15 protein-coding genes are annotated in these 17114 nt (G+C 60.7%); 5 read left to right on the top strand and 10 right to left on the bottom strand.

What is annotated here, in order from left to right:
• Window positions 1-5: 5 nt before the first annotated feature.
• The 7 genes from lipA to DSCA_RS16985 all read right to left on the bottom strand — a co-directional run bounded on the left by lipA (window position 6) and on the right by DSCA_RS16985 (window position 6942).
• On the bottom strand, window positions 6-884 hold the full coding sequence (gene lipA, locus DSCA_RS17020; RefSeq protein WP_155317563.1) for a lipoyl synthase: 879 nt from the start codon (window positions 882-884) through the stop codon (window positions 6-8).
• 214 nt (window positions 885-1098) lie between these two features.
• A complete protein-coding gene (lipB, locus tag DSCA_RS17010; protein ID WP_155317562.1) occupies window positions 1099-1821 on the bottom strand; it encodes a lipoyl(octanoyl) transferase LipB in 723 nt (240 codons plus the stop codon).
• A gap of 71 nt (window positions 1822-1892) precedes the next feature.
• On the bottom strand, window positions 1893-3359 hold the full coding sequence (gcvPB, locus tag DSCA_RS17005; RefSeq protein WP_155317561.1) for an aminomethyl-transferring glycine dehydrogenase subunit GcvPB: 1467 nt from the start codon (window positions 3357-3359) through the stop codon (window positions 1893-1895).
• Window positions 3356-4690 carry an aminomethyl-transferring glycine dehydrogenase subunit GcvPA gene (gcvPA, locus tag DSCA_RS17000; protein WP_174783992.1) on the bottom strand — a complete coding sequence of 445 codons (1335 nt, stop codon included), beginning with the start codon at window positions 4688-4690 and terminating at the stop codon, window positions 3356-3358. Before gcvPA ends, gcvPB begins: the two co-directional genes overlap by 4 nt.
• Before the next feature lie 6 nt (window positions 4691-4696).
• Window positions 4697-5095, bottom strand: a complete 399-nt coding sequence (gcvH, locus tag DSCA_RS16995; RefSeq protein WP_155317559.1) for a glycine cleavage system protein GcvH — start codon at window positions 5093-5095, stop codon at window positions 4697-4699.
• Window positions 5096-5151: 56 nt separating this feature from the next.
• The gene (locus DSCA_RS16990) at window positions 5152-6423 is read right to left on the bottom strand and encodes an aminomethyltransferase family protein (protein ID WP_155317558.1); all 1272 of its coding nucleotides are present in this window, start codon (window positions 6421-6423) and stop codon (window positions 5152-5154) included.
• Window positions 6424-6498: 75 nt separating this feature from the next.
• Window positions 6499-6942 carry an Lrp/AsnC family transcriptional regulator gene (locus DSCA_RS16985; RefSeq protein ID WP_155317557.1) on the bottom strand — a complete coding sequence of 148 codons (444 nt, stop codon included), beginning with the start codon at window positions 6940-6942 and terminating at the stop codon, window positions 6499-6501.
• A gap of 225 nt (window positions 6943-7167) precedes the next feature.
• Between DSCA_RS16985 and lpdA the strand changes: the two genes are divergently transcribed.
• The gene (lpdA, locus tag DSCA_RS16980) at window positions 7168-8601 is read left to right on the top strand and encodes a dihydrolipoyl dehydrogenase (RefSeq protein ID WP_155317556.1); all 1434 of its coding nucleotides are present in this window, start codon (window positions 7168-7170) and stop codon (window positions 8599-8601) included.
• Between the two features lie 471 nt (window positions 8602-9072).
• On the opposite strand, the gene DSCA_RS16975 is transcribed toward lpdA, so the two are convergent.
• Window positions 9073-9918: a DMT family transporter gene (locus DSCA_RS16975; RefSeq protein WP_155317555.1), complete on the bottom strand. Its 846-nt coding sequence runs from the start codon at window positions 9916-9918 to the stop codon at window positions 9073-9075.
• A gap of 285 nt (window positions 9919-10203) precedes the next feature.
• Between DSCA_RS16975 and DSCA_RS16970 the strand changes: the two genes are divergently transcribed.
• Together DSCA_RS16970 and DSCA_RS16965 are read left to right on the top strand one after the other, a co-directional pair.
• The gene (locus tag DSCA_RS16970; protein WP_167527826.1) at window positions 10204-11082 is read left to right on the top strand and encodes a motility protein A; all 879 of its coding nucleotides are present in this window, start codon (window positions 10204-10206) and stop codon (window positions 11080-11082) included.
• Complete coding sequence (locus DSCA_RS16965) at window positions 11083-11919, top strand: OmpA family protein (protein WP_155317553.1); 837 nt, start codon at window positions 11083-11085, stop codon at window positions 11917-11919.
• A 34-nt stretch (window positions 11920-11953) separates the two neighbouring features.
• Here DSCA_RS16965 and ovoA read toward each other — a convergent pair whose 3' ends face one another.
• A complete protein-coding gene (ovoA, locus tag DSCA_RS16960) occupies window positions 11954-14065 on the bottom strand; it encodes a 5-histidylcysteine sulfoxide synthase (protein WP_155317552.1) in 2112 nt (703 codons plus the stop codon).
• A 154-nt stretch (window positions 14066-14219) separates the two neighbouring features.
• Complete coding sequence (locus tag DSCA_RS16955; RefSeq protein ID WP_155317551.1) at window positions 14220-14696, bottom strand: DUF4124 domain-containing protein; 477 nt, start codon at window positions 14694-14696, stop codon at window positions 14220-14222.
• A gap of 374 nt (window positions 14697-15070) precedes the next feature.
• Between DSCA_RS16955 and cls the strand changes: the two genes are divergently transcribed.
• Complete coding sequence (gene cls / locus DSCA_RS16950; protein ID WP_167527825.1) at window positions 15071-16507, top strand: cardiolipin synthase; 1437 nt, start codon at window positions 15071-15073, stop codon at window positions 16505-16507.
• 157 nt (window positions 16508-16664) lie between these two features.
• The gene (locus DSCA_RS16945; RefSeq protein WP_155317549.1) at window positions 16665-16988 is read left to right on the top strand and encodes a YkgJ family cysteine cluster protein; all 324 of its coding nucleotides are present in this window, start codon (window positions 16665-16667) and stop codon (window positions 16986-16988) included.
• Window positions 16989-17114 lie beyond the last annotated feature (126 nt).

Here is a 17114-nt window from a genome sequence, read left to right as displayed (position 1 = left end):
AGAACTCATTTTTCGGATCCTGTAAACATCTCCCCGGCATGGTAGGAGCTTCTCACAAACGGACCGGAGGCCACTTTTTTGAAACCGATGTCCAGGGCCAGCCGACGCCATCGATCGAATTCCTCCGGGGGGATGAAGTCAACCACCGGCAGGTGCCGGGGGGTGGGCTGAAGATACTGGCCGATGGTGAGCATGCGGCAGCCGGTGCGATGGATGTCCGCGATGGTCTGCCGGACTTCCGCTTCGGTTTCTCCCAGGCCCAGCATGATGCCGGATTTTGCCGGGATGGCGGGCGCGATCTCACCGACGCGGGCCAGAAGCTCCAGGGACCGGCGGTAGTCGGCCTGTGGCCGCACTTCCGAATATAGGCGCCGGACGGTTTCCGTGTTGTGATTGAGCACATCGGGGCGGGCGCTCAATACCGTTTCCAGTGCCGACCGGTCTCCCTGAAAATCCGGGATGAGCACTTCCACCTGCACACCGGGGATTGTTGCGCGCAGGGTCTCGATGGTTGCGGCAAAATGGCCGGCGCCGCCGTCTTCCAGGTCATCCCGGGTTACCGAGGTGACTACCACGTATCGCAGACCCATGTCGGCTGCCGCGTCGGCCACGCGCCTGGGTTCATCCGGGTCCGGCGGGCCCGGCTGGCCGCCGTCGATGTTGCAGAAGCGGCAGTTGCGGGTGCAGGTGGCGCCGAGGATCAGGAAGGTGGCCGTGCGGGCGGAAAAACATTCGAACTGGTTGGGGCAGTTGGCCTCCTGGCAGACCGTGTGGAGCTGGCCCTTGCCGATCATGGCCCTGATTTTTTCATACTCGGGACCGGACGGCAGTTTTCTTCTCAGCCAGGACGGTTTGCCGGTGCGGATGGGGTTGGGTGGGGTCATGATAGGGCTTCTTTCAAAAAAAGGGTTCAAGGATTCCAGGGGTCAAGGGGGCGAGTGACGGTTGACCAAGGATCTTATCAGGCCGGATCTCTCTTCTTTGGTGAATTTTCCAGCTATCCGGTAAATTCTCAAACAGAACTCAAAGGATTTCTGCCAAACCCTCAGTTTTTTTTAGTTCTTGAGCATTTCCCTTGAATCCTCGAACCCTTGAATCCTAATAATTCCAAAATTCGATCTCTTCGTATAGTTGTTCTGCCGACCGTGTTGTCAAGGTCATGCCGAAAACCTGCGCCATGTGGGCGGCCATCGCCTGCCGGGCCTCGGCCATGGGCACCGGGTGGCCGAGATGGCGCTCGATAGAGGTCATGCGGACCTGGTCCAGGCCGCAGGGGTTGATCCAGCCGAACGGTTCCATGTCCGTGTTGACGTTAAGCGCCAGCCCGTGGAAACTGACGCCGCGCCGGATGGTGATGCCCACGCTGCCCAGTTTGTCGCCCTTCAGCCAGACACCGCGGTTGGCCGGGTCGGTGCCGGCATCGATTCGCCAGCGGCCGGCGGTGCGAATCATGGCCTGCTCCAGGCCGGAAACGAATTCCACCACCTTCAGGCGGCGGCGGCTCAGGTGGATGATCGGGTAGACCACCAGCTGTCCCGGCCCGTGGTAGGTGATGTCGCCCCCCCGGTCCGTGGGTATCACGGCAACGCCCTTTCGGGCCAGGAATGAATCGCGGACGCAAAGGTTTTCCCGGCCGCCGCGCCGCCCCAGGGTAAAGACCCGGGGATGTTCGATGCACAGGACGACGTCGGCCTCCAGGCGGCCGGTGATCTTGGCGTTCAGGATGGCCAGCTGAATGTTCAGGGCCTTTCCGTATTCGGTTTCCGGCAGATCAATCCACCAGCAGGCTGGCGGCCTGTTTTGTCGATTTTCAAATTCCATGGCGACCGTTTTACGATCCTGGAGAGGAAAAGGCAAGGGCGGCCGGTTGGCCGCCCCTGGTATGGTTGGTTTCAGCCCTTCAGGCAGGGATTCCTCGCCGCTGCCGTTTCATCCAGTCGCCGCACCTTGGGGAACTGGGGCGATTCGTGCAGGCATTCGGGGCATTCTAAGGCCTCCCGGGCGATCTGCCCCATGGCGTCGATGAACTGGTCCAGCGTCTCCTTGGATTCGGATTCGGTGGGTTCGATCATGATGGCGCCGCTGACCACCAGGGGGAAGTAGATCGTGGGCGGATGGAATCCGTGATCCATCAGGCGCTTGGCGATATCCAGGGTGGCCACATGGTGTTCCTGCTGGTGCTTGTCGGTAAAAACACATTCGTGCATGCAGGGCCGGTCATAGGGCAGGTGGTAGTGGCTTTTTAGTTTTTCCTTGATGTAGTTGGCATTGAGCACCGCGTATTGACTGGCCGTCTTGAGGTCCTTTCCCAGGCTCAGAATGTAGCTGTAGGCACGCAGCAGGATGCTGAAATTGCCGTAAAAGGCGTGCACCTTGCCCACGGAGAGGGGATAGTCCTCGACCAGGCGGTAGACCTTGCCGTCTTTGACCACCCGGGGTACCGGCAGGAAGGGGTCCAGCTCCGGGGTGACGCAAACCGGTCCGGCGCCCGGACCGCCGCCGCCGTGGGGGGTGGACATCGTTTTATGCAGGTTCAGATGCATGACGTCCACACCGATGTCGCCGAAGTTGACGATGCCCATGGCCGCGTTCATGTTGGCGCCGTCGCCGTAGACCAGGCCGCCCTTCTGGTGAACGATGTCGGCCACCTGACGGATGTTGTCCTCGAACAGCCCCAGGGTGTTGGGGTTGGTGATCATGATGCCGGCAGTATCCTCGTCCATGAGTTCGGCCACCGATTCGGGCAGCAGAATTCCCTCCGGGCCGGATTTGACGCCAACGGCCTTGAAGCCGCACAGGGCGGCGCTGGCCGGGTTGGTGCCATGTGCCGTGTCGGGGATCAGCACCTTGGTGCGCTGCTGGCCCTTGTTTTTGTGGTAGGCGGCGAAGATCAGCATGCCGGTCAGTTCGCCCTGGGAGCCGGCAGCCGGCTGGAGGGTCACCGCTGGCAGGCCGGTGATCTCGCCCAGATAGCCCTGCAGGTCATGCATCAGCTCCAGGGCGCCCTGGGAGAGGCTTTCCGGCAGCAGGGGATGGGCGCCGGCGAATCCGGGAATGGACGCCTGGCGTTCATTGGTCTTGGGGTTGTATTTCATGGTGCAGGAGCCCAGCGGGTACATGCCGCTGTCAACGCCGAAATTCCACTGGGAAAGCTTGGTGAAGTGGCGCACCACATCCAGTTCGGAGAGATCCGGAAAATCCGGACCATCACCGGCCAGGGCGTCGTCCAGCGGCGCTTCCTCCACGTCGCGGCGGGGCAGTGACAGTCCCTTGCGGCCCGGGGATCCTTTTTCCCAGAGCAGGGGTTCGTTGAAGATCAGACCGGTGGTTCCCATCTTATCTTTAATCTGGTCTTTCATTTGGCCACCTCCTTTACCAATGCATCGATCGCCGTTTTAGAGATGGTTTCGGTCACGCACATCAGCCAGCAGTCGGACAGTTCCGGGTAATAAGGTGCCAGGTGAAGCCCGGCGACGATCTTTTTTTCCAGCAGGGCCTGCCAGGTGTCGGCAAATCCGTCGGGGAAGCGCACCACGAACTCGTTGAAGGTGGGCGCGCTGAACGGTGACGTATGGCCGGCCTTGGCCAGAGAGGCTTTGAGATACTCGGCCCGGTCGCGGTTGAGCCGGGAGAGTTCGCGGATGCCCGTACCGCCCAGCGATGCCATGTACATGGTGGCGGCGGTGGCACACAGCCCCTGGTTGGAGCAGATGTTGGACGTCGCTTTTTCGCGGCGAATGTGCTGCTCGCGGGTGGCCAGGGTCAGCACGAAACCGGTTTTGCCGTCGCGGTCGGTGGTTTTGCCGATCAGGCGTCCGGGCATGGTGCGCACATATTTCTGATTGGCGGCAAACATGCCCAGGCCGGGCCCGCCGAAGCTCTGGGGGATACCGAAACTCTGGCCCTCGCCGCAGGCGATGTCCGCCCCGCAGGCGCCGGGGCTTTTGAGCAGGCCATAGGCCAGCGGTTCACTGAATGCGGTTACGAACAGGGTCTTCTTGTCGGCGTGGATGACCTTGCCGGCCGTCTCCAGGTCTTCGATGCAGCCGAAAAAGTTGGGGCTCTGCAGGGCGACACCGGCCAGCTCACCCAGGTCGGACAGACCGGAAAGGTCGGTGCGGCCGTCGGCGCCCACGGGCAGCTCGACCACCTCGAATCCGGTGGGTGCGAAATAGGTTTCCACCACCTTTCGGTACATGGGGTGCACGGCGCGTGAGACGGCCACTTTTTTGCGCCGCGTGGCCCGGATGGTCATCAGCAGGGCCTCGGCCAGCCCGGAGGCGCCGTCATACATGGAGGCATTGGCCACGTCCATGCCCAGCAGGCGGCAGACCAGGGTCTGGTATTCGTAGATGGTCTGCAGGGTGCCCTGGCTGATTTCCGGCTGGTAGGGGGTGTAGGCGGTGAAGAACTCGCTGCGCAGCAGCAGCTGACGGGTGATTTCGGGGATATAATGATGGTAGCTGCCGGCGCCCATGAACACCTTGTAGAAGGGGGGGGCGCCCATGCTGGCGGCCATGCAGTCCATGTGCCCGTTGAGTTCCCACTCGGTGAGGGGCTCGGGCAGGTTCATTTCGTCCTTCCGGCGGCAGTCGTCGGGAATGCTGGAAAATAGTGCCTCCAGATCCGTCGCACCCACCACCTGAAGCATCTGCTGGATGTCTTCTTCGGTATGGGGCAGATATCTCATGATTGTTTATCCTTTCAGCATCTCAAGGTAGTCGGCCTTGGATTTCATGGCATCCAGTTCGCCGGGGTCGCTGGCTTGGATCTCAATCATCCAGCCCCCATCGTAGGGGTCGCTGTTCACCAGCTCGGGCTGGTCGGCAAGGGCCTCGTTGATGGCCACGACTTCTCCGCCCATGGGCATGTAAAGCTCGGATACGGCTTTGACCGATTCCACGGTGCCGAATTCTTCGCCTTTGTCAAAAGTGCTGCCCGTTTCGGGCAGTTCCACGAAGACGATGTCTCCCAGCTGATCCTGGGCGTAGTCGGAAATGCCGATGCGGATCACATCGCCGTTTTTCCTGGCCCACTCGTGGTCATCGGTGTATCGTACATCGTCCGGCAGATTCAGTTCGTTGATCGCTTTCATTTTTTCCCTCCCTGTAATTGTTTTTTTGTATAGGATACGCGGCACCGTGTCCGCGATTAGATCATGTCGGCCATGGTTTTGCGGGCGGTGCGGTCGGGTCGTACATCCGCCACGATGGTGACGGTGATTTTACGGCGGCTGTCCGCAATGTCGACCTGCTGGCCAACCGACAGCTTGCGGTCGACCCGCACAAACCCGCAGCAAAGCCCCCTGGGGGAAAAGCCTTCCGGTTTATCCGGGCTGGCGATGCTGAATATCCGGCCATCGTGACGCCCGATGCCCATGTCCGTGGCGCAGGTCAGCACGGTGCCGATCGTCTGGCCATCGGCATCGACCACCCGGGAGCCTTCCCCGGCCGATATTTTACGCAGATCCTTGCCTGCAAAGGCCTGGGTGAAGGCGACCACCGTCGGGTTTTCCAGGGCGGCCCGTCCGATGAAGTCTTTGGTGAACCCGGCCTGGTCGGCGGTAAAGGGCAGGGCGAAGGGCCAGGGGTGGTTGATGAACGGCCAGTGGCCGATATCCTGGTGGGAAAGGGGCAGCACGGCACCGGCACGCAGGCTGTCCCGGGCTGCCAGGCCGCAGGGCCGGATACCGTCGGATTCACCGGCAGCCAGAAGACGTTCCCACAGGTGCCGGATCCGGTCGGGGGCCAGGAAGATCTCGAAGCCGAATTCACCGGTGTACCCGGTGCGCGACAGCAGGATGGGGGTGCCGTCGTCCAGGCGCACGGCATCTGCCAGGGGGGAGGCGTTGTCATGGTGCCCCTTGAAGGAGAAGTAGGGCATGCCGGCAAACACCGCCTGCGGATCGGCCAGGACCCGGCCGAGGATTCTGGCGGCCGCCGGCCCCTGGATGTCCATTTTGCCAAGCCGGTCGGTCATGTCCACGACCGTGGCATCCCGTCCACCGAGATGCTGCCGCAAATGGCCGGCGACCGCGCCGCCCATGCCGGCGTTGACCACCACCATGTAGCTGTCCGCTTCCAGAAAAAAAATGATGGCGTCATCGATGGTATGCCCCTTTTCGTCCAGAAAGGCGCCATATACGCATCGCCCCGGTATGAGCGGTGTCCTGGACGGTCCCATGCAGGCCTCCAGGTCATTGGTGAAACAGTGCTGAAGCAGGTCGGCGGCACCCGGTCCGGTGACGTTGACGGCGGGCATGTGACTGGTGTCAAACACACCGGCACCGGTCAGTACGGCCAGGTGCTCATCTTTTACCGAGGCATACCACAGGGGCATGTCATAGCCGCCGAAGTCTGCCATGTTGGCGCCGTTCTCCCTGTGCCAGTTGTTCAGTGGTGTCCGTTTGATCGGAGTGTCCATGATGCATTTCTCCTTGCCGGTTAAGTTTAATCACGAGAAAAGCATGTCATTCGAATCCGCTTCGAATGGATGATCCTAGAAAATGTAAGGTATTTTCAAGTTGTAGCTTTTGTAGACCACGAAGGTTTCCACCGATTGAACCCCTTCCAGGCGGGAGACTTCTTCGGTATAGAATTCCAGCAGGCCGAAGCCCTCTTTGAGCAGCACCACGAGAATCAGGTCGAATCGCCCGGTGACCACGCTTACCGATACTACCCCGCGGGCACGGCTGAACTCTTCCCCTTTCTTGACCAGGTCCATGGTCGTCAGCTTGACGCCCACCATAACGACCCGGTGCCGGGGGACCGCTTCCGGGTCCACCAGGCCCACGATTTCCAGTACGCCCTCGTCTTCCAGCTTGCTGACCCGTGACCGGACGGTATTCTCCGATACGCCGAGATCCCCGGCGATGACCTTATAAGACTTGCGGCCTTCCTGCAGATGGCGGATGATGGAAATATTCAACGCGTCTATTTTCATCGGGCATCTTTCATGATTATGATAATGATTAAATCATGCTAAATAAGGATGATGAATCTGTCAAACATTTTTTGAAAAATTGATGAATTCTTCAAAAATTAGTTGTAAAAAAGATGATAAATACATTAAATGGGGTCGGATAAAACACACAATTTCCATGGCGGGCCTGCTTGCGGTTTCGATTCAGAGCAACATGGTGCCTGCCGGAGAAGGAGGAACGGTCCTATGGCGATACGGGTAACGATTCTGGGCGCCGGCCCGGGAGGATATGTGGCCGCGGTTCGGGCTGCACAGCTGGGTGCTGACGTGACGGTCGTGGAAAAAGAGCAGGTCGGCGGCACCTGCCTGAACTGGGGGTGCATTCCCTCTAAAATCATGAAGGTCACCGCCGAGCTGCTGGAAAAATTTCATCAGGCCGAGGCGTTCGGCATCCGGAGCGAGGGGCGCGCCCTGCCGGACATGGAAAAACTCATGATTCGCAAGGAAAAGGTGGTGTCGGCACAGATCAAGGGGATCGAAGGCCTGCTGGCCCACCACAGGATTGCCCTGGTTCGCGGCAGGGCCCGCGTCGATGGGCCGGGCAGGGTTTCCGCCGTCGGTGAAGACGGCCAGGTGAAGGCCTGGGAATGGGATCGGTTGATCATTGCCACCGGCTCGCAACCTTTTTCCGTGCCGGCCTTTCCCTTTGACGGCCAACGGATTTTGTCCAGCAACCATATCCTGGGGATTGAAACGGTACCCGAATCGATCCTTATTGTGGGTGGCGGCGTGATCGGCTGCGAGTTTGCCTGCATCCTGTCGGCCCTGGGCGCCAGGGTGACCGTGGTGGAGGCCCTGGACCGCATGCTGCCCCTGCCGTCTGTGGATGCCGGTTGTTCCAAGGTGCTCGAACGGGAGATGAAAAAGCGCAGGATCAAGTTCTACGTCAACCGGGTGGTGGAATCGATCGTGCGGACCGGCAGCGATCTGAAGGTCACCGTCGGCCCCTCGCCGTTTGCTTCACATTTAAAAGAGAAGGACAAGGCTCCGGTAACGGTGTCGGTGGAGAAGGCGCTGGTGTGCATCGGCCGGTCGCCCAATACGAAAGACATCGGGTTGTCCACCATTGGCCTGGAGACGGACGCCAAAGGATGGATCCCGGTGGACGATCGCCTGCAGACCGGCGTTTCCGGGGTATATGCCATCGGTGATGTGCTGGGCCCGGAGCGGGTGATGCTGGCCCACGTGGCGTCCACCGAAGCCATGCTGGCAGCGGAAAACGCCATGGGCGGGGACCGGGCCATGGATTACACGGCAGTGCCCGGGGCCATCTTCACCATGCCGGAAGTGGCCTGTGTGGGGCTCACCGACGCCCAGGCCCGGGACCGGGGCATCGATGCCCGCACCGATACGGTTTTGTTCCGATCCCTCGGAAAGGCGCAGGTCCTCGGAGAGCTGGCCGGCCAGGCCAGCATCGTTTCCGATGCCGGCAGCGGCCGGTTGCTGGGTGTCCATATTATCGGGCCGCACGCCACGGATTTGCTGGGGGAGGGGGCCCTGGCGGTGTCCAGCGGTCTGGGGGTCGCGGATATCGCCGGCACCATCCACGCCCACCCCACCCTGGCGGAGATCATGCTGGAGGCGGCGCTCAAGGCCGGCGGCAAGGCCCTCCATGGCTAACGTATCTGTCCAGAAAGGGCATCTTGCGGCCCGGGCCGGCGTTCTCGTGATTTTGCAATCCTCGACGTAGCGCTGCTACGCCTGCGGTTCCAAAATCCCTGCGGCCTTGGCCTGAGCCACAATCTACCCTTTCCGGACAGATACGAGGGGGCAGGCCGGGTCCTTATTAACCTGCGAATAACCAGGGAGGGTATCGTTTCACGATATCAATGATAAACGACACCATCCCCTCCTTCATCATTCTGCGGTTCCTTGCTGGATATTGGACATTCGCTTGTCAAACCGATCCCGGTGTCGGTCAGGCCGGGCCTGTGGCGACTTTCCTGACAGAACGTTTCATCGGTGTTTAAACCGGCCAACGGTTGGCGGCGCGGCTGGATTCCGGCCTTCGCCGGAATGGCGGACGGTTGAAGTATTTTATCGCCGGAAGAACGCCGGCCTGGGCCGCAAGATGCCGTTTCCGGCGATACACTACAGTGCGATCAACACCAGGGCCACCGCAGCGGTAGCCACGCCGAACCACTGCCGCCGGCCCAGCCGCTCCCGAAACACCAGCCAGGCCAGCAGGACCGTTGAGGCGGGATAGAGAGATGCCAGAATGGCGGCAATGTCCAGCCGCCCGAGATGGGCGGCCATGCCGAAGGCGGCGTTGCCCGCCGTATCCAGGATGCCGGCCAGGGCGATAAAGGTGAACTGGCCCCGGGGCGGCGCGGCCAGCTGCCGGGTGACGGCCAGGAGGACGGCCATCACCACGATCGCCGCCGCCCGGGCGGCCACCAGGGGCCACAGCACCGCCTGGCTGCTGGCGTGGTCCATGAAGATGAAAAACAGGCCGAACCCCAAACCGGCCAGCAGGGAGAGGCGAAGTTCCCCCGGTGCGATTCTGGATTTGCCTCCCGGAGAAGACAGAAACCACACCGCCGCCATGGCGACGGCAAAACCGGTCAGCCGAAACCCGCCGGGTAAGCCCTCCACAAAAAATGAAAAGGTCATGGGCACCACGGCGGTCACCACCGCGGACAGCGGCGCAACCAGTCCCATGCGCCCCCGGGCGAGCCCGCTGTAAAGTCCGGTCAGACCCAGGACGCCGAAGATGCCGGCCAGTCCTCCGGATACCAGATGACCGGCGGGCGGCAGGCTGCGGGCAAAGGCCGTGGCCAGGCAGAACAGCAGGATGCCGCCGATCAACTGGGAGAAGAGAACCACGGTGAGTGCATTGCCCCGCCGGGAGGCAAAGCCACCGGCAAAATCTCCCGCTCCCCAGGCCACGGCGCTGCAGAGGCCGCAGGTGATGGCCAGGGTTTCAGGGTTGATCATGTCGACACGTCCTGCCTCCGGCAGCGCGGCATGCGGGGCAGCGGGTTTCCCATCTGCGCATGCCTTTGTCGTTTGCCTTGTTATGGAAAAGAAAGCCCCGGCCCATCGAGCCTTCTTTGCGTCGGTCGTTCATGGCGCTTCCCTTTTTACCGGAATGGATTGCCGTCCCCGGCCGGTTTTTCCCGGAGTCACAAGGGGCACTTCCCCGCAAGCAAGGCGTTGGCTCCCCCGAGACCGGCCATCCTGTGTCATGGCATAAAAACTGCTTGGATGGAAGCAGAATCGATGCAGTTAAACCTAACCGGTGGCAACGCCACCAGCTGGAGGGCTAATTTCGTGATCAGGAAGGGTGTTTTGCTGGTCGGGACAGCGGTTTTTTTCCTGTTTGCCCGCAATATCATGGGAGATATCCCGCTCATGGTCAATTTCAAAAGCGGGGCGTTGGTGCTTTTGGGTACGATTGTCGGCGGTTTGCTGACATTTCCGGTTCATACCCCGGGTGGGTTTTTATCCAGTCTGCGCGGCAGCCTGAAGCCGCGGTCCCGGAACCTTGAGGACCTGGTCCAACAGATCGTCGCCCTGGCGCGCCTCAAGCGGGTCGCCGGCCTATGGGAGATGAACCGGAAAATCGACACGGTGGGGCATCCGGTGTTGCGCCGCGGTTTTCAGATGATTCTTGACAACCACGATCGCCAGCGGGTCGAGATGGCCCTGAAAAAAGAGATCAACCTGTATCTGGATCACCTGCAGATTCAGTTTAACGTGGTCAGCCGGCTCGCCAGGCTGGCGCCGGTGTTTGGATTTGTGGGTACGATCATCGGGTTGATCAATGTGTTGAACCACATCGGCAGTTCCGAACAGATCGGTCAGGGGATGGCGGCGGCCCTGCTGACCACCTTCTACGGGCTGCTCTTCGCCAATTTTCTGTTTCTTCCCCTCGCCGGCAGGGTTGCCGAAACCATCAGACGGGAGACCATGATGCTCAATGTCATTTTCGACGGCCTGGTGGCTGTTTGCGACAAGCGGCCGCCCCTGGAAATCGCTCACCATCTCAAATCGTATGCCGACGCCGATTTATCCAGGATGCCGTCGACGAGCCGGCCACAGCGGTTTCGATGGCATATCCGGGGCCGGTCCGCCGGGCAACAGGAAATGGTTAAATAGATGCCGGTCGATAATGGCGGCCCGTTGGCCCAATGGCGCTTTCACCCATCCGGGGACGGTGGTTTCCATGGCCCTGTCAGCTTGCCGGCGCAAGGGGGATCCGCCGAAGACGATGCCTTTTTGTGGAGCCTGGCCGACCTGATGACCCTCCTGCTCGTATTTTTTGTGCTGCTTTACGCCAATGCCATCCATCGGCCCGATCGCGCCGCCGGGGAATCGGAACCCGCCGGAACGACAGCCGCACCACGGTCCACCGCCGATACCGTTCGTCTGCCTCCAGCCGCCGTCCGGGCGTCAGCCCCTTTACCAGCCGCCGGGCCGTCCGTTGAGGCCTCATCGGTCCCGGGTGCCCGGACCCCGGCAACGGTGACGCCGACCGCTCCCCTGAACAGGGACATGGTGGATCGCCTGGAAGGCAGCTTCAACAATGATTTTTATGTGCGGTGGGACCGGAAACAGCCCGTGTTTGTCCTGAGCGAACGCATCACGTTCAATGCCGGTGACGCGATGCTCCTGGCCGATTCGCAGTCGGTCCTGAAACGGCTCGCCGAGTTGATTGCACCCCTGAGGCATCATCAGGTCATCGTCTCCGGCCATACCGATGACCTTGCCATTCGCACCGCCGTCTTTCCCTCCAACTGGGAATTGTCCGCCGCCAGGGCCGCCAGCGTGGCCAAACACCTGGCCTTGCACGGTGTTTCTCCGCAGCGGCTGGTCATCCAGGGAAAATCGGAATTCCATCCCCTGCTGCCCAACACGTCAGCGGCGAATCGAAAGGCCAACCGCCGGGTTGAAATCAGTCTGCAAAACGGACCACGAACACCGGACAGCCCCTGATCCAACTGACTGCTGGCCGGACCATGGCCGACCCTTATTTCACGCGTTCCCAGGCCGTCATCTGGCTGACGGTGTGCTGAAATTTCCGACGGGTTTCACGGATGACGAATTCGATGTCACGGGGGGGAGCGATCATCTGAAAATGGTCCGCCAGCAGGCCCTTCAGCCCGTCCAGGGTGGTAAACGGTTCGCCGTCCCTGCGAATGCCGCCCACCCAGTTTTCCCGAATGGTGAATTCCTCCAGCCAGGTGTATGGTGAGGTGAGGACCAGAATGCCGCCCATGTTCAGACGTTCGTGGATGGAGGAGAGAAATTTTTGCGGAGTGGACAGCCGGTCGATGAGATTGGCCGCCAGGATCAGATCGTATCCGGTGAACCGGGGTTTGAGGTTACTGGCGTCGGCCTGGTAAAATTCCACCCGGTCGGCTGCCGCATCCAGGTCGAAATCGGACAGGTGCCGCTCGTGGTAGGAGACGATGTCTCCCTCTTCCACCAGTTCATAATGGGTGACCCCTTTTTCCTGCATCTGGAAGGCGATGCGGATGAAGCGCGCCGAGAAGTCCAGGCCGTTGACGAATTCGAACGTGCGGGCCAGTTCGAAGGTGGACCGCCCCACGGCGCACCCCAGATCCAGGGCCCGCCGCTTCGGCCGGTCCTGCATATGGGCCACGCAGCGCCGGGCGCAGTGCACGGGAAAATTCTCCACCCCAAAGTAATCTTTTCCATAATGGGCCTCGCAGTATTGGGAAACGGCCTGGTCGCTCTCATACATGGCCTCGGGCAGCGCCACCGGCTGTTCGGATGCCACGTAGCGCAGGCCCGCATGCTGGTAGAAATGGCGCCGGAAGGCATAGCGGGCGTCGCGGGTGGCTTCGTTGCCGGTGGAGATCCAGGAGCCCCCCTTGATCAGGTTATGGCGGGTGTCGAAGGTGGGCGTCGAAAAATCATCGTAAACGGGGTGGACCTCGAAACCATCGAAGCCGGTGGTGGGTGTTTCCGTCCATTGCCACACGTTGCCGATGATGTCGTAGAAGTCTCCGAAGCGAAAGCGGTTAACCGGGCACGACGAGGCCCAGTGCTCCAGGTTGATGTTGCCCGGCGCTGTTTTCCAATAGGGCTGGTCCGGGATGCCGTGAATGTCGCGCAGGCGATACCACTCGTCCTCGGTGGGCAGGCGCAGGCGGGTGCCGTTTTTTTCGCCCAGCCAGTTGCAAAATGCCTTGGCCTCCAGGTAGTTGACTTCCACCGGCCAGTCCCAGGGCATGGCGATGACCTGCGTCATGGTCCGGAAGCGGTAGCCGTCGTCCGAAGGGATCCAGAAGAGCGGGTGGCGCGCCTGAGCATAGGCGATCCAGTGCCGGCCCTCTTCGGTCCAGAAGCGCTCTTCTCGATAGCCGCCATCCTCGACGAAGGCCAGATACTCCTGGTTCGAGACCAGGTAGCGTGAGGCGGAGAAATCCCAGACCTCAAACGAATGGCGCCCGAATTCATTGTCCCAGCCATAAAGGGGGTGATCTTTGGATTTGCCCAGCACCACCCGGCCGCCTGGCACCGGTACCAGCGCGTTTTCCGGTGCCGGCCCGGATTCCGTGCAGATGTCCCACAGGGGGAGCGGCTGCACCCGGTCGATGGGCAGCCGCCGGATGATCACCGAGGAGGTCTCCAGGTGAATCCGCTGGTGCTCGATGCCCATCATGATGGTCCAGAAGGGGTGCTCCCAGGTGATGGGCAGGGACAGGGGCAGGGTTTTGATGATGTCGTCAACGACGGCGCGGACCTCATCCCGATAGCGCTTGACCGCATCGACGGTCGGCCAGTCATAGTGGGCCCCGTCCAGGTCGTCCCAGGACATCTCGTCGACCCCCACGGCAAACATGGATTCGAATGCCGGGTTGACGCGCTGGTAGACAATTTTGGCGGTGATCAGCTTGTTGATATAGAAAACGCCGGTATGGCCCAGGTAGAAGATCAAGGGGTGCCGCAGCGGTTCCGCGCGCAGGTAGAAGGCATCATCGCCGGCCAGGCAGTCGTAGAGCTTCTCGTCGATGGTAAAGGTGTTGTGGAAGTAGTCTCGAATTTCCTCACGTTTGGCTTCAGGCCGGCCCGTATTCAGGATCGTGGTGCGGGTGTTTCGTAGTTCGGTCATCGGATTCTCCCGCCGGATCGGTTCCGCCGCGCTGCTGCCCGCAGCCTGCAAAAAGCATCTGCATGGATCTGCTGCGCTGCCGGTCGCTTGTCGTGGCGACCGGCCGGCGTGCCTCCCCATTTCAGTGGTGCCTGTTTTTATTTTCGCAAGCGTGTCAGTCGCCTGCACCGGCTTCCAATTGATCGATCTTTTCCTGCACCGCCTTGATCAGATTCTCTTTCATGCCCTGGGTAAAGGTGGCGCTGTATCCCCGGTCTTGAATGGCGTCCATTTCCTTGAGCAGTTCGGCCCGGGCTTCCTCGATCTGCCGGTCTTTCGCCTCCTGCCGGCGTTGCCGGCTGGCTTCGGCCTGCTGCTCTTTTTCCCGGGCCCGGGTTTCAAAATGCCGGTCGGCGTCTTCACTGGCCTCCTGGACCATACGGTCAAATTCCTGCCGGCGCTGGTCTTCCGCGCCCTGGTCATACTGGATTTCCTCGATGGTTTGCACATCCCGGGCATCTTCGGGCGGCTGGGAATTGGAGTAGCGTTTGACGCCATCGGCATCCGTCCACGTATAGATGGTGCCCGCCGTGGCGGTGCCGCCAAGCAGGAATAACAGCGCCGTTAAGCCGGCAACGATGGTACGATGCATATTGACCTCCTGACGGGGGCGAGCCGGATGGTCTCCGGCAGCCGCCCTGCGGGAACGTTTGCGGACATGGAGAGAGAAGATGGCCTGCCAATGCGAAACCTGAAGAAAACACCCATAATTTATCGGCTCCGGCCGGTACAAGTCAACTCATAAATGGGGCCGGCATTGTCATGTCCCGGCGGGAGGCGGCCGGCCAGACCGAGTTTGATTGCTAATTCAGGGAATCATATGCTAAAAAAGAGGTGCTCGAGAAATCAGCGTTCATCAATACGGTCGATGCCGGGGCGGCTGTGGTGGCCGGCCCGGCGTAGCCTGTCATGTTCTGAATTGAGCGGGGGCAACCGTGTACCATGCTCAGTTCCGGAGGTTGTCAGATGCCTGCCGTGCAGGTGGTCATAGAATACTGGATGTTGTTGATTCCCCTGGTGCTCCATGGCCTGGGCATCCTGTTCATTTTCGACGTTCTCATGAACGGCAGGACCAGTCAGGGCACCATCGCCTGGGTGATGGCCCTTTTCTTTTTTCCCTACCTGGCCGTTTTTCTCTACCTGATTTTCGGAGCCCGGCGCATTCAGGACTACGCCGCCGCCCACCAGTCCGGCACCACCGATACGCATCATCTGGGGAAGATGCTGCGGCAGGAACAGCAGCTTCGTGACCTCATGGTGCGCGAGACGCCCCAGATCGACGTTCTCAGCGATATTTACCAGCTTCCCGTCATGAAGGGGAACCGCTGTACCCTGCTGGTCAACGGGACGGCCACCTTCGATTCCATCCTGGCGGGCATCGCCGAGGCCCGGCATTATATCCTGATTCAATTTTTCATCGTTCATGCAGACGACCTGGGCCGGCGGCTGAAATCGGCCCTGATCGAACGGGCCCGCGCCGGGGTCCGGGTTTACTTCCTCTATGACAAGGTCGGCTCGGTCAGGCTGCCCCGTTCCTATACGGATGAACTCAGGGCCGCCGGGGTTCATGTGGGCGTTTTCCGGGTGGGCAGGGGATGGCTGAACCGGTTTCGGATCAACTTCCGCAATCACCGCAAAATTGTCGTGGTGGACGGTGAAAAGAGCTGGGTGGGCGGCCATAATGTCGGCGATGAATACCTGGGGAAGAGCACCCGGTTCTCATCCTGGCGGGATACCCACGTCAAAATGGCCGGCCCGGTCACCCTGGCGGTTCAACTTTCCTTCGTCGAGGACTGGCATTGGGCCTGCGGACAGCGGCCCGAGGTCTCCTGGGCGCCGCCCCCCACCTTTGGCAGCGAACCGGTGCTGTGCATCCCCACCGGCCCCGGCGACATGGTTGAAAGCTGCTCGTTGATGATGGTGCAGGCCATCAATGCCGCCACCTGGCGATGCTGGATGCTCAGTCCTTATTTTGTGCCGGACGTGGCCGTGATCAAGGCCCTTCAACTGGCTGCCATGCGCGGCGTGGACGTGCGGATTCTGATTCCGGCCCACCCGGACAAGCGGGTGGTCTGGTGGGCGGCCCACAGCTACCTGGCCGAAGTGGCCGTGGCCGGGGTGCGCATGTACACCTACCGGAACGGGTTCATGCACCAGAAGGTTTTCCTGATCGATGACTGCCTGGCCGGCATCGGCACGGCCAACCTGGACAACCGCTCCCTGCGGATCAATTTCGAAATCACCATGACCTTCACCGATGCCGATTTTATCCGCCGGGTGGAGAAGATGTGCCGGGATGATTTTGCCGTTTCCGATCCCCTGACCACCGACGACGTGTATCGGCGGTCACTGGCCTTCCGCCTGGCCATAAGAACGGCCCGGCTGTTTTCGCCGATATTGTGATCGGGGCTGCAGACGGCTGTCTGCCCCGATGATCTGCAGCCGGAAGGGCCATGGTGCCATCTGGCCGCCATCCCGTCCGGCGACTGTCGGCGGACGTACTGGACGGGAGAGGGGCATCCTTAAATCCTGCTATTGAAGATACGGGCGTTTTTCAGCGATGACGGATTTTATATCCACTGAAATTTGCAGAAAATGTGCTCAATGTTGTAAAAATGTTCCGTTTGTGGAATTGTCAACAAGGGAAATCGAATTGTTGGAACACGTGACCGGCCTGCCCTTTGAAGTGTTTACCCACTCGAAAGGTGAGGCCACCGAAGCGTATTTTTTACGGTTCAAGGCCAACGGAGATTGTTTTTTCCTGAATGAGAACAATGGCCGCTACGCCTGTGGGGTCTATGATTCACGACCGGAAGTGTGCAGGAAGTTTCCTTCCAAACCGGTGCAGAAAGACGCCTGCCGCCACTATCTGGCAAAATGCTGAATGACCCTCTCGGGTGTTTTCACCAAGGTGGGCGCTTACGGGCTTTCGCTGGTCCTTGTCGTCCTCCCCTGACCGCATTCCGGCGGACGGCCTTTTTCGCTGAGGCCGTTGTAACGGCAGGAAACA

Source organism: Desulfosarcina alkanivorans (assembly GCF_009688945.1).
Taxonomy (GTDB): Bacteria; Desulfobacterota; Desulfobacteria; order Desulfobacterales; family Desulfosarcinaceae; genus Desulfosarcina; species Desulfosarcina alkanivorans.
Note: the sequence above shows the minus strand (reverse complement) of the source record. Positions and strands in the feature narration are given on the sequence as shown.